Source organism: Bryobacter aggregatus MPL3 (assembly GCF_000702445.1).
GTDB classification, from domain to species: domain Bacteria; phylum Acidobacteriota; class Terriglobia; order Bryobacterales; family Bryobacteraceae; genus Bryobacter; species Bryobacter aggregatus.
The window spans coordinates 235,884-258,776 of the sequence record NZ_JNIF01000004.1 but is presented as its reverse complement, the minus strand read 5'-3'; the positions used below and the strand labels follow the sequence as shown (position 1 = coordinate 258,776).

General features: G+C 55.8%; 14 protein-coding genes, 2 tRNA genes and 1 rRNA gene. 6 read left to right on the top strand and 11 right to left on the bottom strand.

Going from position 1 to position 22,893, the window contains the following annotated elements; genetic code table 11:
• Positions 1-184: 184 nt before the first annotated feature.
• The 3 genes from M017_RS0120795 to M017_RS0120785 form a co-directional block, all read right to left on the bottom strand.
• Positions 185-261 (bottom strand) — tRNA-Ile (locus tag M017_RS0120795).
• A 45-nt stretch (positions 262-306) separates the two neighbouring features.
• Positions 307-382: transfer RNA gene (locus M017_RS0120790), tRNA-Ala, on the bottom strand.
• Between the two features lie 222 nt (positions 383-604).
• Positions 605-2,086 (bottom strand): 16S ribosomal RNA (locus M017_RS0120785).
• 2,138 nt (positions 2,087-4,224) lie between these two features.
• Between M017_RS0120785 and M017_RS0120765 the strand changes: the two genes are divergently transcribed.
• Entirely contained in the window at positions 4,225-4,704 is a 480-nt protein-coding gene (locus tag M017_RS0120765) for a DoxX family protein (protein ID WP_031500113.1), read from the top strand.
• Between the two features lie 572 nt (positions 4,705-5,276).
• On the opposite strand, the gene M017_RS0120760 is transcribed toward M017_RS0120765, so the two are convergent.
• Positions 5,277-5,855 carry a hypothetical protein gene (locus tag M017_RS0120760; protein ID WP_031500111.1) on the bottom strand — a complete coding sequence of 193 codons (579 nt, stop codon included), beginning with the start codon at positions 5,853-5,855 and terminating at the stop codon, positions 5,277-5,279.
• Between the two features lie 116 nt (positions 5,856-5,971).
• Between M017_RS0120760 and M017_RS0120755 the strand changes: the two genes are divergently transcribed.
• Positions 5,972-7,147: a hypothetical protein gene (locus M017_RS0120755; protein ID WP_155121538.1), complete on the top strand. Its 1,176-nt coding sequence runs from the start codon at positions 5,972-5,974 to the stop codon at positions 7,145-7,147.
• An 11-nt stretch (positions 7,148-7,158) separates the two neighbouring features.
• Here M017_RS0120755 and M017_RS0120750 read toward each other — a convergent pair whose 3' ends face one another.
• Positions 7,159-8,733: a serine hydrolase domain-containing protein gene (locus tag M017_RS0120750; protein WP_031500106.1), complete on the bottom strand. Its 1,575-nt coding sequence runs from the start codon at positions 8,731-8,733 to the stop codon at positions 7,159-7,161.
• A gap of 470 nt (positions 8,734-9,203) precedes the next feature.
• Between M017_RS0120750 and M017_RS0120745 the strand changes: the two genes are divergently transcribed.
• Positions 9,204-10,265, top strand: coding sequence for an IS5 family transposase (locus tag M017_RS0120745; protein ID WP_031495380.1), 1,062 nt, complete (start codon positions 9,204-9,206; stop codon positions 10,263-10,265).
• Positions 10,266-11,676: 1,411 nt separating this feature from the next.
• On the opposite strand, the gene M017_RS28055 is transcribed toward M017_RS0120745, so the two are convergent.
• From M017_RS28055 to M017_RS28050, 6 genes are all read right to left on the bottom strand, one after another.
• Positions 11,677-12,348 (bottom strand): AAA family ATPase, encoded by a 672-nt coding sequence (locus M017_RS28055; RefSeq protein ID WP_051670675.1) that lies wholly within the window; start codon positions 12,346-12,348, stop codon positions 11,677-11,679.
• A gap of 15 nt (positions 12,349-12,363) precedes the next feature.
• The gene (locus M017_RS0120730) at positions 12,364-14,745 is read right to left on the bottom strand and encodes an LptF/LptG family permease (protein WP_031500102.1); all 2,382 of its coding nucleotides are present in this window, start codon (positions 14,743-14,745) and stop codon (positions 12,364-12,366) included.
• Between the two features lie 17 nt (positions 14,746-14,762).
• Positions 14,763-15,665: a metallopeptidase TldD-related protein gene (locus M017_RS0120725; protein WP_035958740.1), complete on the bottom strand. Its 903-nt coding sequence runs from the start codon at positions 15,663-15,665 to the stop codon at positions 14,763-14,765.
• A gap of 5 nt (positions 15,666-15,670) precedes the next feature.
• On the bottom strand, positions 15,671-16,507 hold the full coding sequence (locus M017_RS0120720; protein WP_031500100.1) for a hypothetical protein: 837 nt from the start codon (positions 16,505-16,507) through the stop codon (positions 15,671-15,673).
• Positions 16,507-18,180 (bottom strand): metallopeptidase TldD-related protein, encoded by a 1,674-nt coding sequence (locus M017_RS0120715; RefSeq protein ID WP_051670674.1) that lies wholly within the window; start codon positions 18,178-18,180, stop codon positions 16,507-16,509. Before M017_RS0120715 ends, M017_RS0120720 begins: the two co-directional genes overlap by 1 nt.
• Positions 18,181-18,275: 95 nt before the next feature.
• Complete coding sequence (locus M017_RS28050; protein WP_051670673.1) at positions 18,276-19,088, bottom strand: LuxR C-terminal-related transcriptional regulator; 813 nt, start codon at positions 19,086-19,088, stop codon at positions 18,276-18,278.
• Between the two features lie 298 nt (positions 19,089-19,386).
• Between M017_RS28050 and M017_RS0120705 the strand changes: the two genes are divergently transcribed.
• Genes M017_RS0120705 through eno form a run of 3 tightly spaced genes read left to right on the top strand, consistent with a single transcriptional unit; the run spans position 19,387 to position 22,886 of the window.
• Positions 19,387-20,604, top strand: coding sequence for a CpaE/TadZ family protein (locus M017_RS0120705; protein WP_031500097.1), 1,218 nt, complete (start codon positions 19,387-19,389; stop codon positions 20,602-20,604).
• Between the two features lie 22 nt (positions 20,605-20,626).
• A complete protein-coding gene (locus M017_RS0120700) occupies positions 20,627-21,601 on the top strand; it encodes a phosphotransferase family protein (protein WP_031500096.1) in 975 nt (324 codons plus the stop codon).
• Positions 21,594-22,886, top strand: a complete 1,293-nt coding sequence (eno, locus tag M017_RS0120695) for a phosphopyruvate hydratase (RefSeq protein ID WP_051670672.1) — start codon at positions 21,594-21,596, stop codon at positions 22,884-22,886. The genes M017_RS0120700 and eno overlap by 8 nt, the downstream gene beginning before the upstream one ends.
• Positions 22,887-22,893: the final 7 nt, after the last annotated feature.

Genomic DNA, 22,893 nt, shown 5'->3' with positions numbered 1-22,893 from the left:
GTGATTTCATCCACAGCAAGATAAACTTGTGTTGCCCTATCAAAATTCAGTTTTCAAAGATCTCGATCGCGGTCTGCACTTGTCGTGCGACCTAGCCATCTAGAAGGACAACTCTTCGATCATTCATCGAGAATTGCCAAACTACATGACTGGTTGGTTTCGCTTTCTTCCTATCAGTGTTCTATGGTGGGCCTAGCTAGATTCGAACTAGCGACCTCACCCTTATCAGGGGTGCGCTCTAGCCAACTGAGCTATAGGCCCATGGTGTGAACTGTACTAGCTGTCGCTAGCCTACTGGAGTCAACTTGGTGGAGCTGGTCGGGATCGAACCGGCGACCTCCTGAATGCAAATCAGGCGCTCTCCCAGCTGAGCTACAGCCCCTTTTGAGACTTTCATCTCACTGATAGAAATTGTATCGAGGCCAGTTGGACGCAGGGCCGTCGCACAAGGCGACTTGCCATCTAAAATAGTCAAAGTATCGAGCAGAGCATAGTTGCTGTGGACCGGAAAGGCTGTCTCTTACTCCGGATCAAGCACAAGGCCCAATCCGTTTATCGCGGAATTTGCGACAGGTTCAGAAACTCCGGCCACTGTCTCTCTTAGAAAGGAGGTGATCCAGCCGCAGGTTCTCCTACGGCTACCTTGTTACGACTTCACCCCAATCATGAATCATACCTTGGGCTGGTTATACAGACTTCTAGTACAATCCACTTTCGTGATGTGACGGGCGGTGTGTACAAGGCCCGGGAACGTATTCACGGTAGCATGCTGATCTACCATTACTAGCGATTCCAGCTTCATGCAGGCGAGTTGCAGCCTGCAATCCGAACTGAGAACGGTTTTATGCGATTAGCTCCACCTCGCGGCTTCGCAGCGCTTTGTACCGTCCATTGTAGCACGTGTGTAGCCCTGGACATAAAGGCCATGATGACTTGACGTCATCCCCACCTTCCTCCAACTTATCGCTGGCGGTCTCCCGAGAGTGCATCCTTACGGATTAGCAACACGGGACAAGGGTTGCGCTCGTTGCGGGACTTAACCCAACATCTCACGACACGAGCTGACGACAGCCATGCAGCACCTCGACTCTACTCCCTTGCGGGATAATCTACTTTCATAGATCGTTGGAAAGCCGTTCGAGCCCAGGTAAGGTTCTTCGCGTTGCGTCGAATTAAACCACATGCTCCACCGCTTGTGCGGGCCCCCGTCAATTCCTTTGAGTTTCAGCCTTGCGACCGTACTCCCCAGGCGGCATACTTAACGCGTTAGCTACGGCACGAACCAAGTGAATGGCTCACACCAAGTATGCATCGTTTAGGGCGTGGACTACCAGGGTATCTAATCCTGTTTGCTACCCACGCTTTCGTTCCTCAGCGTCAGTTATAGTCCAGTAAGCCGTCTACACCACAGGTGTTCCTCCTGATATCTACGCATTTCACCGCTACACCAGGAATTCCGCTTACCTCTCCTATACTCGAGCATGCCAGTATTCAATGCAGCCTCCCAGTTGAGCCGGGAGATTTCACACCAAACTTGGCACACCGCCTACGAACTCTTTACGCCCAATAATTCCGAACAACGCTTGCTGCCTACGTATTACCGCGGCTGCTGGCACGTAGTTAGCCGCAGCTTCTTCCACCGGTACCGTCATTATCGTTCCGGTCGAAAGGACTTTACACACCGAAGTGCTTCGTCGTCCACGCGGCGTCGCTGCATCAGAGTTTCCTCCATTGTGCAAGATTCCCCACTGCTGCCTCCCGTAGGAGTCTGGCCCGTGTTTCAGTGCCAGTGTGGCCGTGTGCCCTCTCAGGCCGGCTACCGATCGTCGCCATGGTGGGCCTTTACCCCGCCATCTAGCTAATCGGCCGCGGGCTCCTCTCTCAGCGCATTGCTGCTTTCTCCTCTCGGACTTATGCGGTATTAGCTCAGGTTTCCCCGAGTTATTCCCCACTAAGAGGTGGATACCCACGTGTTACTCACCCGTACGCCGCTTTACTCAGGTATTGCTACCCTTTCTCGCTCGACTTGCATGTGTTAGGCGCGCCGCCAGCGTTGATTCTGAGCCGGGATCAAACTCTCGTTTAATCTCGGATTGTTGTTTTGGAATGACCCTCTTGCGAGGATCAAGGTCGCAACTACTTGAACTCAATACTTGACGAAAATAACTGTTTGTTACTGTTCTTATCTTTTAGACTTGCGTCCAACCAGATTGTCAAAGATCTGCCCATGCGTGCCGGACCCGAAGATCACGACTCTGCCATGGCGGCCTCGAAAGGCGTTCAGATGACTACACAAGAACTTGCGCTCTCTTTCATCCATCTAAAAATTGTAAAAAACTGTTTTGACGAGATAACTTCTTTAAGGTGCAACCACTACCAGGATTCACCCGATGGCCGTACGAACTTGTGACTTCGTTCTCGCAGCGGATCTTTTCAGACCAACAAGCTGCTTCCCGCTCTGTCGTTCGCTTATCTCTTTTGTCCGGCCATTCAGTAGTCTACTTGATTCGACTACCATTTAGCAAGTTTTATTTGCTTCGCTCTGCTTTCGTGCCGCTCTTGCGCCCACTCGCTTCGCTTTCGTTAGTCTAACATTTCAGACTTTCGTTTGCAAGAACTTTTTTTCGCTCTTGCCAGCTCAGCTCCAGGTCGCTTTCGCTTCCACTCAGCATGCTCTACAAATTATCAAACTCGCTCGGCGCTTTTCAGCTCTGTGCCGCACTCGCGCCCACCAACAAAGGATAGCAACCAGGCCTTCACGACGCAAGTACGATTGCAAACATTTCCGTCAAGTCAGAGAAGTCTTCGTTCCGATCGTCTTGTCCACCTCCCTTCCCTCCTCTACACAGTAGATTCCTCTCTCTTTCTTCTTGTTTCCATTCATTTCCTCGCCCACAGCCCCTCAAGGGATGGACATCATAGACATCATGGAATGCTCCTCTCAACGCGGCGGAGCAGGGCCGCTTTCCCCGCCCCCCCCGGAATGCGTCACGATCCTGGCTCTCCAGTGTTTTCCTCTCTTTCCTGTCAGCCGGTCTTTTCCTGGGTCAGTCGGCGCCAGACCAGCCGGAATCGTCTAGGAGTGAGTTTATCCGTGGTGTGGTCATTGATTCGAGTCAGTGGGCCGGGCCTTCGATCAGATCGCGGAATCCGATTCCTCCGGCAACTTTTAGATAGAAGTGCCCATCTCCTCCGCGACGGCACTTGGGTACGTAGCAGCGGCGACGCAACGATTCACGATGGTCGAGACGAGGCCAATCCCCTTCAGACCGGTCTCGATCATTCCAGCTCTCTGCAGGGCATTGACGTCAGAGCGCTGCTCTTGCCCCACCAGCGTGGTCGCCGGCAGACCTAGTTAGAGGGCACTCCAACGCAGCCCGATGAAGAGGATGTTTTCAAATTCCCGATCCTCCCCCTGGCGACTACCTGTTGGAGTTGGACTCGCGAGCCTGGGCACCGCTCGATGCCATCAAAGCCCAAGGCGCTTTCAGAGGGCGAGAACAAGTCCGAGCCGGCAGTCGGTGTAAAGTCACGACTTTTCCAGAAAGGTAGCCGTACCAAGGCCTATATCGCTGTCGTCCCCAGGCCCCCAGCCACAGAGACATCCGGAAGGCGATCTTACGGGCAGCCGCCACTATCCCGGAGCGGGCTGATGGAGGTCAGCCCGCAGTCCCTGCCTGAGGGTTGGTTCATCAAGGCCCTTGAATATCACCTGCAATCCATTCCTCGCCACAGATTCACCCTCGATCCGAATGCAACGGATTAGAATCTGAAGGTCCTCGTGTCCAACAAACCTGACAGCCTGCGAGGGACGCCCATTCCTGGAGCAAAAGTTCTGCTGGTGCGCGGGCCTTGCGAACTGAATGCGGCAGATCCTGTCGATCTGTTCGAGATTGCCCCCTCCGCCCAGGGAATCCTTCCACTTGGCAATTTACCCGAGGCACAATACCCGGCCATCGCCGCCCCCAACGCAGGAGCGAGCTTGAGGTGTCGGCAAACGACACGCCATCCCCCGGTCGGCATAAGGAGACCCAATTGGCAGAAGGTAGAACGGCAATGCTCGCACTCCGAGTCCAGGAATCGGAAAACGACGCATCCCCGCGCATCCATCTGAACTCAGGCTGAAACAAGAGCAGGAGCGGAGTACTCCTAGGCTGCGAGACCTCAGCTTCCGCCACCTTTCCTTGTAGGTAGCAGCACGAATCGAGAGGAGAACATCGAACCATGCTTCGCAAGCTTTGCACAACGGCCAATAGCCGCAGCCTGGCGCTTTTGAGAGTAGTGCTCGGGGGCGTTTTCTTTGCCCACGGTGCGCAAAAGATGCTTGGGTGGTTTGGAGGCGGCGGCTTTAGCGGAACGATGAGCTTTCTGACAGACACAATGCACATCCCCGCTCTCTTTGCCTTTCTTGCCATCGCCGCGGAATTCTTCGGCGGTCTTGGGTTGATCGTTGGTCTTTTCACTCGCATCGCCGCCTTCGGAATCGGTGTTGAGATGGTAGTAGCAGTCGCGCTCGTGCACTACCCCAATGGCTTTTTTATGAACTGGAGTGGCAATCAGAAAGGCGAAGGCTTTGAGTACCACCTTTTGGCAATCGCGATATGCCTCTTTTTGATGGACCGGGGAGCTGGGGCGTTCTCCATCGATCAAAGTCTGGCGGCTTCAGCACGCCATCCACACCATGAGCCCAGCCGTTCGGTCTAGAAGTTCCGATCCTCGCGACGACTTCGCTCGTTAGGATTGAAGCGCAAACATCTGAGGCTTGACGTGAGAGAGTCCTGCCAGAGCCACCAGTTCCTCACCAGATGGTTGAAACGAGCTTTCACGATGAGCGAAATCGCATTCGACGATTACGAAACTGGGCCACCTGACACTGGCAGGGGCAGCAGTGATCGATGGCCCTCATCGTGTTCTCCTCAACATCCCCTAACCTCGTCTTCAAAGTCCCGCCACGGAAGATCCTGCATCTCCCTGGACCTCACTCCCGTTCCGGGTGCTCTATATCGGCGAGGTCACTTGGGGCCCGATTGTCAACACGATGGTCTCAATCCACAGGTCGCCTCGAGTCTAAGCTTCCTCACAGTAAGGAAGACGCAAACGGAAGCGAGTAAGGGAGGCCAACTAACCAAATTCCAGGTTGTTGAGCAGCATCGGCTGCGGTTTGGCAGGTGTGGCCTAGCCCACTGAATCCTTAAGATCCAACGCGCACAGCGATCTGTCGCAGCTGATGCGTAATGAAAGCAGCACAATCCCAGTCCAGTCACCAGAACTCACCGTCAAACCTCGTCACGTCTCATCACGCCATCGATCTCGAGCACTAACTCATTCAACTCTTCGATCTCCAGGAGCCGACGGCGCCCATAGACCCACGTCCATCCATCCGCTTCCTCCGTCACTAGGTCCGGCCCGAATTGGAGAGTGCCGAACTCCTCCGGTTTTCCACGCAACGCGATCGCGCTGCGATCAAACCGGTGCTTACCGGAACCGACGGAGAGATCAAAGAACAACATCTCCCGCCTTTGCACCTGCCCCGCATAGGCATTTCGGAGAGGGGAAGTAGACCGAAGCGAAGTTCTGTAAAACGGGTGCTCAATCGGAAGCGCTGGACCGATGGAGGAAAATCCGATCTTGTCCGCAAAGCCCCGGACCTCTCGCCGTCGCCGCATCCCATGCACTTGCCATCGCACCACGATGAGTGCGACCCAGAGGATCCAAATATAAAAGAGACTCAGACCTCTTGTGTCGGTGGCGATTCCAATCCCAATGGCGAGCACCAGGACCAGCAGTCCCATCCCGACATAGGGCAAAACGCGACTGGCATCGAAGTCCAGTTCCGATTTCTGCTGCTCAAACATGACTCCCCATCTCTCGGAGATAGATTGTGACGCACCCGAATGGCCTCGATTCCGTCTGCCAGTATCATGAGGTCATGCGAAACCGAAGAATATCAGCATTGATGTGCATAATGCTGATGGGAGCATCGGCATATGCACAACAGTTCCGCGAGTGGTCCTTTCAGGTGCCGAAGGGTTGGCAAATGACACAGGAAGGGGAGACGGCAATGCTCACTCCTCCTGATGCCAAAGTAGGAACCATATATATCCAATTATTCCAGGGACAAAGCTTGGCTGGTGATCTCGGCACATGGATGGAGGAGCGGGTGAAGCAGGATACGCAGGGGATGACGATCCTACGGAGTACACCGCTCGCGGCCGTCGCAGAGGCTGGGCCTGGCGCGTTACAGAAGCTGGTTGGAGTGCAAGCGAGTCACGGGCAGCAGTCCATGAAGATGTATGTCGGACAATCGCCTGCACCAGGTGTTGGCGAGTTGATGGTCTTCCACTCGGACTTAAGTTTAAGGCAACGCTACACAGGAGTTCTCAATGACTTTTTGCGTTCCCTCCGGTTTTCGAATGCAAAGACAGGCGCGATACAGCAGCAAGCGGCTCCTCCGCCATCCCAAAGCACCACAGCAGCACCCGGACTGGACAAGGGCGGGACGGCGCTAGATGGATGGTACGTCAAGTCGAGGACGCAAACCGTGCCCGGGCCCAGTTTCACAATCTCGGTACAAGTGGTTTGGGATTTTTACCGCTTCTTCCCCAACGGTTGGGTATACACGAGTTTGCCGCAACAGGGCGACTTGAATGCAGTTCAGTGTCCGCAGGCCGGTGTAGCTGAGAAAAAATGCGAGCAGTATGTGATTCGCGGGGGAACGATTACAATCGGACAACAGCAGGCCAAATCATTGGAGCCGGTGCCCGGACCAGAGGGTAAGATCCGGGTCGGCGGGGTTCCAATGTGGCCGCTGCAGCCACTACGAAATACACCAACAGGCACATATAAGGCGGTCACCGGCAGCGGGATCTTGGGGACTGCCGCACTGCGCGTTCGTCAGATCAGCTTCTTGCCGGATGGGCACTTTAGCAGTTCACAAAATGCGGCAGTGACCAGTTCCACCTCCACCACAAGTGCCACCGGATACCGCAATTCCGAAGGTGCCGGCCACTTCTCGATCAACGGCTATGATCTGATGCTTCAGTTCAATAGCGGCACTCAGGTGAAGCAGAGAATCCTGGCTCCGACACAGGATATGAAGTTGCTCGTCATCGGCGGCACAGCTTATGTAAAGAAGCAGCCCGAGTGATCGCCTGGGATTTAGAGTTTCAAGCTCCGCACAATTCGTTCCTGAGCTTCGATACTTTCGCCACTTGTCTTGGCATATCGTGCTGCCATCCATAAATACTTTCGGCCTTCTTCTGTCTTTCCGCTTCGAAGGAGTTCGGTGCCAAGCCGGACACAGGCATCACGCGTCGCCCGCTCTTCGCCGTAGCCTGTGCGATCAGCAATCTGGCGAAGGATGACATCCCGCTTCGCCACCTTGCCGGTCTTTCCGTAGTAATCAGCAATCGCCAGGCTGGTCTCCGGACAAAAAGCTCCGGCCTCGCGATAAGCTTCGGCCAGACTGTCCATCTCCTTTGAGAATGCTGGATCAGATAGTTCAGAAAGAAGATGGATCGTTGCCCCATCGCTTTTCTGGAATCGGGCTGGCGCGGTGGAACACAGCCTTCTGAGAAGACTCTTCGCCTCGCCCGGATGGCGCCCGAAAGCTGCTTCCGTATAGCGCAGCAGAAACATCTCCGAAAAATCTCGATCTGCACTCGAGAGCAATCCCGGCAGCACGCTGTCCAGAAATGCGACGGCAAATGGCGAGGTCAGCAAGTTGCCATAACCCAGCAGAAAGGGTGCCGAAGCTGCTCCCGTATTCGAGAGAAAAATAAAAGAAGTCTTCTTCTCAGGCACTCGCACCAGCAGAGCCGAATAGGAATCGCCATAGCCGTAATGCCAATGCAGTGCGTGGCCGCCAATTGTCTGCGTGCTCCACCCAAGGCCGTAGGGGCTGAGACGCCCGTCGTTCAGCGTATAGGGCGTGGTCAGCCGCGCATAGCTTTCCGAGGAGAGCAGGGCATTCTCGTCCAGCGCAGTCATATATTTGGAAAGATCGTCCACCGTGCTCAGCAGTCCTGTTGAAGGAAATAAGGTCGTCGCCCCAGATGCCCCGCCATCTCTGGTCGCGGTCGGATGCGCCGCATCGAGGAAGTATGGCGTCGCAATGCGAGCAATGCGCCGATCCTTAATGTCCGCAGGATATCCGGCCAAAGTCGATGTCATGCCAAGCGGTTCTTCGACACGCTGACGAAACTCTTGGGCACAAGCCAGGTAGTGGTTCGTGTTGCCGCTTAACTTCTCAAAGACCCCGTACACAAAGTTGTAGCGGCTCCCGCTATACACAAAATTGTCCCCGGGCTTGCCTTGTGAACTATGGCTGAGAATATGCTTGAGCTTCACCTCCGGATCAACCAGCCGATCTGGCGTGAGGCCTAAGGACAAAAACGGATAATCCAGCACGTAGTCGTCCAGGGAGATCTTCTTCTCTTGGACCAATTGCATCATCATCACGGCACTGAACGTTTTTGTCAGAGAAGCCAGATAAAAGATATGATCCTGGCGCATTGGCGTCTGGCTCTCCAGATCGGCAAAACCGTCGGCCTGGACAAAGGACAGTCTTCCATCCCGGACAACACCTGCGATAAAACCAGGAAGCCCCAGCAAGCCGGCGCTCCGCCGCATCTGCGATCGCAACAGATCATCGGTCGCACCGAGCATGGGCCTGGTTGCGAAAAAGGGAGCAGCAGCGGCCAACTGAACAAGGCCGCGGCGAGTCATAGGCATGGGACCAGGAGCGGGTAGCATAGTCTCTATACGAGGCAAGACCGGAAAGGTCATGGCAATCGACGCCGGAATCGTCTCGTTTGAGCGCACGCACAGAACAGGCTCTTCCTTGTAAATGTGCCACAGCACCAGATGCTCGCCACTCACTACAGGTTGATGGGGATTCCAAATGATCTTTTCTAGCGAGCGATGAATGCAATCCAACAGAGCCAGGTTCTGAAAACAAGTATGCCGCTGGCGTTGGAAACAAGAAGAATCCCTGCAAGTAAGAACACAATTGGGGCGATTGTGCGGGAGCGGATAAGCGCATCCGCCAACCAACGATCCCCGAAACGATGCGGCCGCTGCAGCCGCTACGACATGCGCCAACGGGCATCTACAAGGCCGTCACTGGCAGTGGGAGTTTAGGAACTTGTTGAAAAACTCGCCGCTGGATGTGACGCTGAAATATTTTAGAGCATCTATGTTTTATGCGCGGAACCGACCAGCAACAAAGAACCCTGATCAGCTACGTGAACCTTGAAGATCGGATCGCAGAGGACCATCCACTGAGGAAAGTACGGCAACTGGTAGACGGGTTGCTCAAGAGCATGGATGGAGAGTTTGAGCAGATGTATTCGCGAGTGGGGCGTCCTTCGATTCCGCCCGAGCGTCAGCTCAGAGCGTTGTTGTTGCAAATCTTCTACTCGGTGCGCAGCGAGCGCTTGCTAATGGAGCAGTTGGACTACAACCTGTTGTTCCGTTGGTTCATTGGGCTTGAGATCGATGAGCCGGTTTGGAACCACGCCGTATTCAGCAAGAACCGGGAGCGGCTGTTGAATGAAGAGGTCGCGCAGAAGTTCTTTAGCCGGGTCAATGAGTTGGCCTCTGGATTCATGTCCGATGAGCACTTCACGGTGGATGGAACGCTGATCGAAGCCTGGGCAGGACAGAAGAGATTTCAACGAAAAGATGGCGAAGGCCCCAAAGATGGCAAGCAGTTCCACGGCGAGAAGCGCAGCAATGAAACGCACGAGTCCAAGACAGATCCAGATGCCCGCTTGTACAAGAAGGGGAATGGGCAGGAAGCCAAGCTCAGCTACCTCGGCCACATTGTGATCGAGAACCGCAATGGTTTGATCCGTGAGGTGATGAGCACGCAAGCCGATGGTCATGGCGAAGCCGATGCCGCCTTATTGATGGCGGCCAAAATAGCGCGGCCCGGCAAACGCATAACGCTGGGGGCCGACAAAGCTTATGACCGCAAGGACTTTGTCAAAACAGTGCGCGAGTTGGGAGTGACCCCACATGTGGCGCAGAACAACAAGAATCGCAGAAGCGCCATTGATCAGCGTACGACAAGGCATGAAGGGTATCGCATGAGCCTCAGCAAGAGGTGGCTTGTAGAGAAGGCCTTCGGATGGATGAAGCAAACGGGCGGACTGAAAAAGATCAAGCTGCGGGGAATCGATAAGGTCGGATGGCTGGTCACTTATACAGCCGCAGCTTACAATCTGCTTCGAGTCAAAACCCTGCAGGAGCAGTGTGCCTAAATGACGGAAAATGGCCCAAAATCAATGGTTTTCGGCCTATCGCGGGAGCGCGGGCAGGTTCAATTTTGAGCAATGATTCAATACATCCTCATCCAGATACCATCATATTCGCGGTAGAGGGGTATTTTTCAACAAGTTCTTAGGGACAGCCGCGCTACGAGTTTGTGAGATTACTTTCTTGCCTGGCGGACAGTTTAGTAGCACACAAAAGGCAGCAGTAAAAAATTCGACATCCTCCACCCGTGCAGCCGGAGACCACAATGCCGAAGGCGCCGGTCAGTTCTCCATCAACGGCTATGATCTGAACTCTTAATCCAACAACGGTACGCAGGTGAAACAAAGGACCCGCGCTCCAACACAGAATATGAATCTGCTAGTGATCGGCGGAACCGCCTATATAAAAAAGACCGCGAGTCACGTCAATTAGAGAGAGAGTTCGTAGACAGGCCAACCGTCTCATCGGCGACAGCAGCGATGTCAGAAGGTCCAGATAGAAGTTCACTCTTCTCGTAAGCGTCCTCCAGAGACCGTCTGTACAATTCGAACAAAAGAGCGGAATCTTGAGGATCATTGGCGGGGCCAAGTTGCTTCCAGTGGGAAGGGCGCAAGTGGTCTCAGGAAAACCCGAACTGAGCCTCGGGCAACGATCGAGACGGCATTGAACTCCGGTAGATCGTAACGGAAATGGCATCACGTAAACACCAACCAGATGCATCTGGTTGGCCATCAGACAGTAAGTCAGCATTCTGAGGTTTCTAATTTGCTACAGCGTTGTAAGAGGCCAAAAGAGGCTAAGCGATCTCTACTTGAATAAAACTCCTGATCGTTCATTCCATGGTGTGCGCATCAGGCTCGATGATTCGAGCTCATCTCAAAAAACGCTTGGTAGGACACGTGAGTCTGTCCCGTCCGCAATCTGGAGCGATCCCCCAACAAAACACAATAAGAGCGATTGTGTGGGACCGGGTAGCTCATCCGCCAACCACGATCCCTGAAAACAAGTGAATCAGCCTGCCTTCTTCGTAGATTTCCGATCCCGCGCTCGACGCTTCTGTTGCGCTTCCGCCATCCTCTGACGCGCCTCAGGGCTGAGTTTCCGGCGCTTCTTACGTTGCTTCTTCGGAGCGCCAGGCTCTGCATCTTCATGGGCATCAGCAATTCGAGAACCCTTTAATAAGGCACGCACGCTAGCGATCTGATGGATAACTCTAGTGCGTTGGACCTCAAGGCCTTCAAGTGCTGCAGCGAGTATCTCTGGGGAGAGTGTCATCGCCGTCAGTGTATCAATTACAGCAAAAAGAGGTAAGCATTTATTGTATGAGAACGCACGTAGATCAAGCCGGGAGACTCCCTGATCCCTTCTAAGAAGATTATCGTAACTCAATCATTTCGGATTAAAGACGTGCCATCTTCACCCGTGCGATTCAGAAACTGCCGATTCCGGCAGTGCGCGCGCAAAGAGACCAAATACTCGCTCTTCATTCTCGTGGGGCTGCACCAGCCGTTCCGAAAGTAAACAACGTGGCATCTGATCAGGCGCCTGCACCGCTTCCAGCATGATCGCCGCAAGCTTTCCAGGCGTCAGCGTAGACGAGTCGAGGATCAGGCTATAGTTATTCCAATCATCACAATGGATGTTGTAGTGATGTTCAAAGCGATCGTTTTCGATTGCTTGACGCTGCGCATTGGCGCGATAAGCTTCTTCTGCTGTTGCATAGCTCTCGTCGCTCCGCGCCGCACCAAAAACACGTTCCCCCGCGATCACAGGATCCACCACCAGATGAACCTTATACGCAGACGGAATAAAGTGCCAAGCCAGACGGGAATCCACAATCAGCGGCTCCGCCGAATCTCCAAGCGCAATCAACTGCGCGTCAATAAACTTATCGATCGAGTCATCGTGCTTGGCAATCTGATTCAGTTCAATCAACGACACGCCACGGTCTTCCGCCATCTTGCGCAAAATGGTGCCAGCCGACACCACTCTCCAGCCCGTCAAAGACGAAAGCTCGCGGCAGACACTGGTCTTGCCGCTGCCAATCAAACCCGAAACCGTAACGATAAATGTAGAGGCTTTGCCCATGAAAATCGAAAAACCCTAAGTACGAAGTCTAACCAACAACCAAACGCCAACCAGCGAGAATAGCGCGTTTGGACTCCAGGCCGCGAGTGCCGCCGGCAATTGCCCGACATTCCCCACCTGTTCAATAATCGAAGCCACACTCCAATATGCAATCGCAATTGCCAGGCTCACGCCTACTCCCGCCATCGCCCCACGATTCCCTGTAAGGAACGCAAAAGGCACACTCAACAGTGCCATCACAAAAGCGGACAGCGGCACCGCAAACTTCTTATGGAACTGGACCTGCAATCTCGTCGTGTCCAATCCACTCTGCTGCAGTGTTTGCACATAACTCGACAACTGATGGAAGTTCATCTGCTTGTCCTGGATCAATTCCTGGAGGAAATAATCCGGAGTCTCTGTCAACTCTGAAAAAGTCCGTGTCGAATCCGGAAACGGATCGAACTCCTTCACCCCGTAGCCGGCATAATCCCGTCGATATCCACTCTGAAAGACCCAGCGCTTCAATCTGGGTTCCCAGCGAGCGCGTTCCGCAGCAATCATCCGCGTCATCCGGTAGCTGTTGCAGTCGAGTTCATAGACGCGAGGATTGGCCATCACCTTCTGGACAGGATCGAGGAACTTGTAATAGAAAATGCGGCATCCTTCGCCGAAGATAAACTTGCGATCCGGCTGCACATAAGTCTGCGCCGCCTTGCCCTTGATCTCATTGCGCAATGCATCCTGCTTACGATTCGCCTCGGGGACATAGTAGTAGTCGAACGCAAATAAGGCTGCACTAAACACAAGGCTCGCCAGCACCACCGGCAGGGCCAAGCGGTGCAGACTCACGCCACTCGCCTTAAACGCCGTCACCTCATTGGATTTAGACAAGACACCAAAGGTCGCCAGAACGGCCACCAGAATACTCACCGGCGTCATGTCATAAATCAGCTTCGGCGCCAGGAAAAACAGATAGGCCGAGATCTTCGCGCTGCTGATATTGTTGCGGATGATGTCCCCCAAAAGCTCAAAGAAGGTGAAGACTTCCGTCATCATCACAAAGCTAAAGAGCAACAAGAAGAGGTAGAACACAAACGCCCGCAGCACATAGGCATCCATGATCATGCTCACCATCGGAATCCCCGGCACGCGGACCACCCGGTAAAACCCGCTCTCCAACGCTAGAACAGCCGACCTCTCTGGACTGCTCGTCCCCTTCCGGCTCCTCAGCCGGGTCCACACACGCTCAAAGCTCGACTGAAGAACGCCCACAAAATCAACATCGCCAGGTCGCTCCAGTCTGGCCAATAAGACAATCGAGAGCAGCACGAAAATCAGGTTCGGTCCCCAGGTCGCCAGTTCCGCCGAGAGCGTTCCTCGCCGGGCCATCTGCTGCAAACTGATCATGCTGGTGTAATACAGCAGGGCCAACATCACCGAGACGACAAAGGCAGTACTCTTGCCTGACTTGCGGCGCGATACCCCAAGCGGCACCCCAGCCAAAGCCAACAACAGACAGGCGAGCGGGAGCGCGATCCGCTGATTCAACTCAAGCCGCGCGTCCACTGTCTCCGCCCGCGGATGCGTCTTCACAAAGCGGTACAGCGGCACCGTGTCCATTTCGAGGAAGTTATTGGAGCGCCGGTACTCATTCGGTTCCTTCGCCTGCAACCCAAGTTCAAACGAAGGCGCATAGTTGCGCGAATCCTGAGTCCCATCCTTGCCGATCTCGTAGGAAGTCTCATTCTTCATCGAGAGCTGGATGCGATTATTCTTCACATCCGAGACGGCCAGGGCTTCTTCCGCCAGCAAAATCTTCGGTTCGTCCGATAACTCGCGTCCCGTCGAATTCCTCTGCGCCGCGGTACGAATGTCCGCCATGAAGATTTTGCGCCACTTCACGGTTGGCCCGGCGATCACGTCGCCCACATACAGAATCGTGTTGGGGAAACCCTCCTCAAAAACACGTGGCTGGATCTCTGCGGTCACCTGTGCGGCAAGCGCACGATTCATCAGCCGGGTCGTCTCGCGATAGGACCAGGGTGTCAACCACATCGTCGAGATCGCAGTGAGAATAAACCCGATCAGCCCGAACATCAGCACCGGAGAAAGCACCCGCCGGGCGGGCGAGCCAGTGGCTCGCAGTGCGGTGATTTCGTTATCGCTCGACATCCGGCTGAGTCCGATCAGGACCCCCACCAGAACACCCACAGGAATCGTGAACGGCGAAGTTGGTGGCACCACCAGGACAAACAGATACACAGCCGTCTGCCAGTCCGTAGAATTCCGTAGCACTAACTCAAACAACTTGCCGCTGCCCAGACGATACAGGAACAGAACAAAAGTAAAGAGCAACACCCCGAGCATGGCGCTCGAGGTGATCTCACGAAAGATCGCTCTCGATAGAATCTTCAACCGGTACGTCCCAAGCCTCAGGCCGTCAATGCGGGAGGCGGCACCACAGGCAGCTTCGGCAATTCCACTTGCGGACGCTCCAGTTCGAGATCCTCAAACAACACGCTCGGCGCAATGGTGGAACAACCAAAGATGTAATTCCCACCGCCCACCACTGCAAATGGCGCGGCGTTCCCCAAGAAGTCGAACTGCACCTCGTCGCTTCCCGCAGCCACAATATCTTTCAACGCGCGCAGATTCAATCCACGGAATCGCAGGCCGCGCACCAACTCCTCACGGCCATCGGGATAGACCCGGTAAGCAAGCAGCGGGATGGGAGCCGGCCGGCCACTCGCCCCACTCAGTTGTTGCCGCAACTCATCGAAGGATGCCGTCGAGGGGAAATCCATCTTCCGGATCAGCATCCCATAGGGTTTGCTCCGCTGCTTCAGCATGTCCAGAAACTTGGTCCGCAACTCGGCAGGCGAGACCGCCTCCTCGCTCTTCACAAAAAGATTGCTGGACGATGCCAGATAGCCGCCGAAGGAACCGGGGAGACGCGCATGCCCATTCGACCCTTTGGAATCCCGGGTCGGAATGCGGGTCGACAGATAACCCTTCAAATTTCCCTTCTCCACCAGGACCACCGGCACGGGTTTTACGCCCTCCAGGTCCGCGGAAAAAGATCCGAGTAAGGGCTTGCCCTTGTACTCTTTCTGCGTCGGATCATCCACCACCGTAAAGGACGACGGCAACACCCGCGAGTTCAGACGGCCATCAAATTCGCCAGGCGAAATATTGAGCGGCCGGCTTGGCTCGCCAACGGGCTTTCGAAACGCACCCGCTTGCGACCCAATAATGTCCGCAAACATCTGCGCTGCGGCTTCCGCTTCAAACAGGACCGGGCCAGAGTACGATTCTCCCACCGGTGCATTCGTCATGGCCCTCAGATTCTCGCCCACTTGGCGCGCCCGCGTTCCATGTCAGCCTCGGAGCTCAACTTCATGGCCTCGGTGGCAACAAAGGTGGCATGATCCCGCACCCGCATTCCGTCCGCAGCCTGCCCGGCGGCGCGCACACGAACCACCGACAACAATTCGGTCGAGCGAATCTCCGTGCCATCCGTGTTCGTGTAGTAATAAATGTCCCGCGAGGACTCAAAATCCACCGACGATGTGAACGCCTCGGGATAAGAGGCAAACACCTTGGACAACTTCGTAATGCGTGCCTTCCAACCTTCTTCGTCGATACTCCAGTTCGGAATCGCTTCCACAAGTTTGGTGGGAGGAGCTTCTGAGAAGTCAGGCAACACCTCGGCCTGCGTCACGTTGCGCAAGGCCGCTCGCTTCCGCCCGACGGCCTCAATTGCTGTCTTGTAAGCACGATCGAGCGCAAGCCAGAAGATCTGACGCATCGCCGGAATATTATTGTCGAGAGGAAATTGTTCCGGGTCGAAACGAGTGCCCATGAAGATCTCTGAGAACACGTAATTCGTGTTGTCAAACTTCAAATCTCCCACTCGAACCGCGACACGGGGTACACGGAACGCCGAGCCCTGTGCACTAAACAACGCGCCCAGGCTGGCGGACACGCGATAAGATTTCGCGTCGTCCAACGCGCATTCCATAAAGTACAGGGGCTGGCCGCCCACCACCGCCATTGGCTTGGCCCGCGCCATCTCGTCCTGCATTGCTTTCAGAATCGGATCTGAAACAGCAATGCCTCCGCGTTGCTGGGCCAGCAGGGCGCCAGGAAGGAGCAATCCAAATTCACGACGCTGCATTAGAGCACCCCCGAAATCGTCGAAGCCTTCGGCCGCTCCAGAAAGGGCGGCCGCTCTTGCGAACGCTCCCGGAGTGACACCTCTATCTCCGTCACCAGCAGCGCCGGCGCGGACGCCGACACCGGCACCTGCCCAGACTCAGCGCCACAATATCCATTGAATACCGTCGTGTCATTCGACGTCATCGCAATCTTCGCAAAGCTCGTCAGCGGCGTACCCACGATATCCGAACCCCGAATCAACTGATCCGGCCTGCCATCGGCGAAGACTTTATACACCATCACCGGCGCCACCTGAAAACCCTGCAGCCCGCGGCGGCTCGTCACGGTGAAACCGCTCGAAACCTCCTCGAAGTACAAACCATAAGGCTTGTTCTGCTTCTTGATCTCCGCAATCAGTTCATTGCGCAACGCCGCGTTTGTCACAGACTTCGAACTTTCCACCACCAGATTCGATTGCCGCGATACGACCTCTGCGCCCAGTTGCTTCCGTCCATGTCCATTCGATTCCGGGAAGCCATTGATCGGCGAGCGCGACATCAGGAAGTTTTCGAGAATCCCGCTCTTCACCACACTCACTGGCCGGGCCTTCACGCCTTCGTCGTCATAGTCATACCAACCGTACAAATCGACCCCCGCCAATTGATGCAGCGTCGGGTCCATCTTCACGCTCAGGAAGTCCGGCAGAATCTTCTGCCCAACCATCTTCGTGAAGGTCTGCCCTTCAGTCTCATCCTTCTGGCGGTGTCCTTCAATGCGATGTCCGAAAATCTCGTGGAAGAAAACGCCAGCTGCTTTGCCGGACAGAATCGCCGGTCCTGTGAAAGGCTCCGCTAAAGGCGCCTTCAACAAAGCAGCCAACTTCTTATGCACCTTCTCCACCGCCTGCTGCACAAGCTTCTCATCCGGCAGACGGCTCGGATCTTCCGCCTCAAACGTCTCACTCGCCGAAAGGTTCATCCCATCGCCAGCCTTCCCGCGGGCACTGATAATGATGCGCGCAAACAGGCGGCCGTACTGCAGCTTCGTTCCATCTGTATTGACAAAAGTCTTCAGTTCCCGCTGCCCTACCACCACAACAGAACTCGCAAGAACTTCCGGCTTATCCGCAAAATACTGGCTCCACTTGCGAGCACGTTCCTGCCAAAGCCGGGTGTCAAACTTCAGCGGTCCCACCGTTTCATACTTCACAACAACAGGTACCGGCGAGAAGTCCCCAGACTTGTCATCGCCTTCCAACTTCATCTGCTGATTGGTTTTGATATTGATCAGGCGCTGTGCCCCGGCACGGTATACCCGGTCGGTCTCCAGCCACAAGCGGCGGCGCAAAGCGTTTGCTTCATCGTCAAGCGGCAGCGAGACCGCTCCCGCAAACTGCGGACGATCGCCACGAATCTGCCGGTAGTTATCGAGCTTGGCGTCTCCGACACGCACCGAAATGTCGACATTTCGCGATTGGCTCGCATTCGATCCTTGCAGCGTTCCAAGCGTAGCTGTAACAGACTGCGCCTCTTGCTCCTGCATTTCATAAGAGAGGAAGTAGGCCGGTGGATCGGCTTTTTTCAACTGTGCGAAGTTGCGATTCATCTCTTCATCGAGAATCTGTACCGCCTTCGGCTGTGCTCGCAGGGAGTCGGGAATCAGGAGAACTGCAAAGAGCGGGAGGGATCGCAAAATCCAGGGAAAAGTCCGCGAAATGTGTGAGAACACATCCCGAGTCTAACACGTGGATCTCGCGCAACCTCCCGCGAACAAAGGGCCGGAAAGACTTAGACCGAGGCGCTGCGGCCCGTCATGGACTCCCCGCTTTTATCCACCGACAGCACGCCCTTCTGGCGCAATCCCGTCAACGCCAAACCGTAGCGCCCCCGCACACCCGTCTTCTCAAAAATGTGCTTCAGGTGAATCTTGACTGTACCTGGCCGGATTCCCAGTTCCCGGGCGATCTCGCGGTTCTTCAGTCCATGCTCCACCAGATCCATCACCTGGGTCTCGCGCGGCGTCAGCTCCGAACGCGGATAGCGATCCTCGCGCGGCTGATCCCGGAAAACGCTATCTTCCATCCAGTTCTTCCCATTCATCACCGTACGCACACAGTTCAATAAATTTGATGGAGAAGTCGTCTTGCGCAGGATGCCCTTGGCTCCAGCTTGCAAGAACCGCAAGGCCTCCGCTTCCGTCATCGACACCCCCCAAACCACGGTGCGGGTCAGCGGCTTCAGCCGGCCATTGATCGGCGCATCCGTGGGCAGAAAACTGGCGGCATAGCTCGGATTTCGCGACAGCAGAAGGTCCAGATCCTGCTCAGCCAGTTTCAGGTCCTGAATCCAGTCCATGATCGCCTGGATCCCAAGAGCTTTGTCGATCAATACAATGTCCGGACGTTGCCGGCGGGAGATCTCCCGGCAGAGCGCCAGGCTTTCGCAAGCTCCGCTAACACGGAGGTCGCTCGTTGCGTTCAGAACGGAACGCACACCCTCAACCGTGAGGGATTGTGTTTCACACAGTAATACGGTCGCGGGGACGGGGGATGTGGGGTAGGTGGGATCGATTGGATTGTGATCGGTCACGGTGGGATTCAACCTTTCAAATCAACGCCTTCTATACCTTTGCCCTTTGCAGGGCGTCCGGGCTAGCATGGCCTTGGTATTGGGTCTAGCCTTCCCCATTGGTGTAGGGGAATATCTCGACTCGGGAAAGCTTATCGGCCACCGGTGCAAACGTTTTAGTAAATCTTTCGAGTGTTTTTTCTCTCATGTTTTTAAGGTCTGGCGACGATAGCTAAGGTACATAGACTTGTCTCTGCTCCCCGGATTGAACTTTCCGCTCAATTCATGTCGACGGATAAGTCTTTTAGCATCATTCGAATACAGTAATTAAATGAGTCTTAACGACAGCTTTCAAAGTGCCGGCAATTGGAAATACCTGGTCATCTCCCCTTCCCAGGGCATCACGAAGGACCTCCAACAGCTCTTGAGCGGAAACATGCCACAGTCGCAAGTTTTGGAGATTCCTGTTTATCCTCCTTCCGCCGGGCTCCTGGAAGTCCTCAACGTGCAGGCCCCCGATCTCTGCCTCGCCGACGTCGCGAGCGATCCCGATCGCGGACTCGATCTCATCCGCGAGATCGCCACCATGCACGCCAAAACCCCTGTCGTCGCCTTGATCCCCAGCAATGACACCGACCTGATCCTCTCCTGCCTCCGCGCTGGAGCAGCCGAGTTCCTCATCCATCCCTTCTCCAGCGAGCAACTCGAACAGGTTCTCGGCCGCCTGGTCGCCAAGAATCCCACCGCCAAGGGCAATGGAAAAGCCGGACGCATCATTGCCGTCGTTCCCGCCAAGGGCGCCTGCGGAGCCTCCACGGTGGCCAGTGGCCTGACCTTCCACTGGAAACGCCGCGCAAGCAAGATGCTCCTGGCCGATCTGGACCCCCTCACCGGAACAATCAGTTTTCTTCTGAAGTTGAAGAGCCAGTTCAGCTTTATGGATGCAGTGACGCTCCACCAGGCCCTCGATCCCGATGTCTGGAAGAGCCTCATCGTCCCCACGCAAGGCATTGACGTCATGCTTTCCCCGGACAGCTCCGTCGAAGGGATTCATGACATCCGGGATGCCGCCGGCATCCTCGACTACGCCCGTTGGCACTATGACACCAGCATCATCGACATTGGCTCCCCCTACGGCGCCTGGAATCTCTCCACCCTCCGCCATGCCGACGAGATCCTTCTCGTCTCCACCAACGAACTCCCCGCCCTCCAGGCCACGCAGCGCGTGTTGAACTATCTGGACCAGAACCGGGTCGATCGCGGCAAGGTGAAACTGATCGTCAATCGCTACAGCCGCGACGTCGGTCTGAGCAAAGAAGTGGTGGAAACTGCCATCCGTTGTGAAGTCTTCCAACTTCTGCCCAGCGACTTCGATAGTGTCCAGCGGGCCATGATCGAGGGCAAACCTGTCCCGGTCAGCTCTCCCTTTGGCAAAGGTCTGTCGGTTCTTGCGGAAAAACTGGGGGGCCGTCCCGAGCCCGCCAAGCCCCGCAAGAGCAGTTCTGCCTGGTCGGGCCTGTTGAATCTCTTCTCACGCACCTCGCATTGAACACAGCGCATACAATGGAGGGTTGCCAGAACTGAACCAGCTCTCTGCTGCTGCCTATCTGACAGCCCGCTTCCACACCGCATTTGAGGTCCGAGAGCTCACCGGTGGAGTCTCCAACATGGTTTTCCGGGCCCAATCCCCGGGCCAACCGGACCTCGTCCTCAAGCAGTCGCTCGCCAAGCTCCGTGTCCAACAGGATTGGTTCAGTGATCGCGCCCGGATTTTCCGTGAGATCGACGCCCTCACCTTCCTCCAACCTCTCGCGCCTCCCGGTAGCCTCCCTACCCTCCTCTTTGAAGACCGGCCCCATTACCTCTTCGCGATGTCGGCCGCCGACGAGAGCGCGCCCACCTGGAAGCAGCTTCTCCTCGCCGGACAAGTCGACACCAGCCTCGCCCTCCAGGCGGCGCAACTACAGAAAGTCTTCTTCGAAGTCCCCCATCTCGAATCGCAATTCACCGGCCTCGACCTCTTCGATCAGCTCCGCCTCGATCCCTATTACCGGGCCACTGCGCGCGCCCATCCTGATCTTTCTCCTCAATTTGAGGCAGCTATCCACCAGAGTCGTAACGAGTTGCGTGGCCTCACTCACGGCGACTGGTCACCCAAAAACTTCCTCGTCAACCCCGGCAATCAGCTTTTCTCCATCGACTATGAGGTCATGCACTGGGGCGACCCCAGCTTTGATGTCGCCTTCCTGCTCAACCACTTCCTGCTGAAGTGCTGGCACAACTCGCTCGCCCGTCCCCTCTACGCCCAGGCCGCCCTCACCTATTTCAACGAACTCAAACGAAGCCAATCCGATTGGATCGAGGCCGCCACCCTACGGCATCTCGGCTGCCTCCACCTCGCCCGCATCGACGGCAAAAGCCCAGCCGAATACTTGCGCCCCCACGAGCGCGACCAGGCCCGCCGCTTTGCCCGCGACCTCATCCAACACCCGCCGCCCACCATCGCCGAAGTTTTCGAAATGCAAGCAGATTCCTTTCATGAATAAGATTTCCTCCATCCAAGCCTTTGAAGTCCTCGATAGCCGGGGCCGCCCCACCGTCGAAGCCCATCTCACCCTCAGCAGCGGACTCAGCGCTAGCGCCCAGGTCCCGTCTGGCGCCTCCACCGGTGCGAGCGAGGCCCACGAGCTGCGCGACGGCGATCCTCAACGCTATAACGGACTCGGTGTCCGCAAGGCCTGCCACAATATCGAAACGATCCTCGCTCCTGCCCTCGAGGGGAAGAGCGTCTTTGACCAGGCCACCATCGACCAGTTGATGATCGATCTCGACGGTACCCCGAACAAATCCCGCCTCGGGGCGAATGCGATCCTTGCCATCTCCTGCGCCACCGCCCGCGCCGCCGCGCACAGCCGGAAAGTACCGCTCTGGAGCCACCTCGCCGGCAATCGCAAGGCCGTCCTACCACTCCCGATGGTCAACATCCTGAGCGGAGGCCTGCATGCCGCCCGCGCCATGGAATTCCAGGATTTTCTCGCCATTCCTCACGCCGCCGGCAGCTTTGCAGAGGCGATGGAGTGGATCACGAAGATCCATAGAAAAACCAGGGAACTGCTAGAGGAAAAAGGAGCTTACTTCACAGGAGTAGCGGACGAAGGCGGCTGGGGACCACGACTCGCCACCAATGAGCAGGCGCTTGCCATTCTCACCGAAGCGATCGAGAAAAGCGGACTTGCGCCCGGGTCACAGGTCTCAATCGCCCTCGACGTCGCCGCCTCGCACTTTTTTGCCGGCGGGGAATACGCCCTCCGTTCAGAAGGCCGCAGCATGCCAGCCCGCGACTTCATCGATCTCCTGGCAGGCTGGTGCCGCAAGTACCCGGTGGTCTCGATTGAAGACGGTCTCGAACAGAATGCCTGGTCGGAATGGCCCGAACTCACACACCGCTTAGGTGAACACGCACAGATCATCGGCGACGACTTCCTCACCACCAACCCCGAACGGCTGCAGCGCGCCATCGCCAGCAAGGCCGCCAACGCGGTGCTCGTCAAGATGAACCAGATCGGAACCCTCACCGAAACCTTTGCCGTCATCGACAAAGCGCGGGCGAGCAACTGGCGGGCCGTCATCAGCGCCCGCAGCGGAGAGACGGAAGACACATTCCTCACCGATCTGGCGATCGCCTCGGGAATGGCGCAATTGAAGGTCGGCTCGATCACCCGTTCGGAGCGTCTGGCCAAATACAATCGTGTGCTCGTTCTCGAGCAGACGACTTCACTTCCCCACTGGTCGGCAGCCAGCGACCGGCTCCCTCCCATCTGGCGGTCTTAACAACTCA

Bases quoted from the DNA above. Each gene is read 5' to 3' on its own strand.
- M017_RS0120765 (WP_031500113.1), top strand. From the start codon at position 4,225: ATGCTTCGCAAGCTTTGCACAACGGCCAATAGCCGCAGCCTGGCGCTT.
- M017_RS0120760 (WP_031500111.1), bottom strand. From the start codon at position 5,855: ATGTTTGAGCAGCAGAAATCGGAACTGGACTTCGATGCCAGTCGCGTT.
- M017_RS0120755 (WP_155121538.1), top strand. From the start codon at position 5,972: ATGGGAGCATCGGCATATGCACAACAGTTCCGCGAGTGGTCCTTTCAG.
- M017_RS0120750 (WP_031500106.1), bottom strand. From the start codon at position 8,733: ATGCCTATGACTCGCCGCGGCCTTGTTCAGTTGGCCGCTGCTGCTCCC.
- M017_RS0120745 (WP_031495380.1), top strand. From the start codon at position 9,204: ATGCGCGGAACCGACCAGCAACAAAGAACCCTGATCAGCTACGTGAAC.
- M017_RS28055 (WP_051670675.1), bottom strand. From the start codon at position 12,348: ATGGGCAAAGCCTCTACATTTATCGTTACGGTTTCGGGTTTGATTGGC.
- M017_RS0120725 (WP_035958740.1), bottom strand. From the start codon at position 15,665: ATGACGAATGCACCGGTGGGAGAATCGTACTCTGGCCCGGTCCTGTTT.
- M017_RS0120720 (WP_031500100.1), bottom strand. From the start codon at position 16,507: ATGCAGCGTCGTGAATTTGGATTGCTCCTTCCTGGCGCCCTGCTGGCC.
- M017_RS0120705 (WP_031500097.1), top strand. From the start codon at position 19,387: ATGAGTCTTAACGACAGCTTTCAAAGTGCCGGCAATTGGAAATACCTG.
- eno (WP_051670672.1), top strand. From the start codon at position 21,594: ATGAATAAGATTTCCTCCATCCAAGCCTTTGAAGTCCTCGATAGCCGG.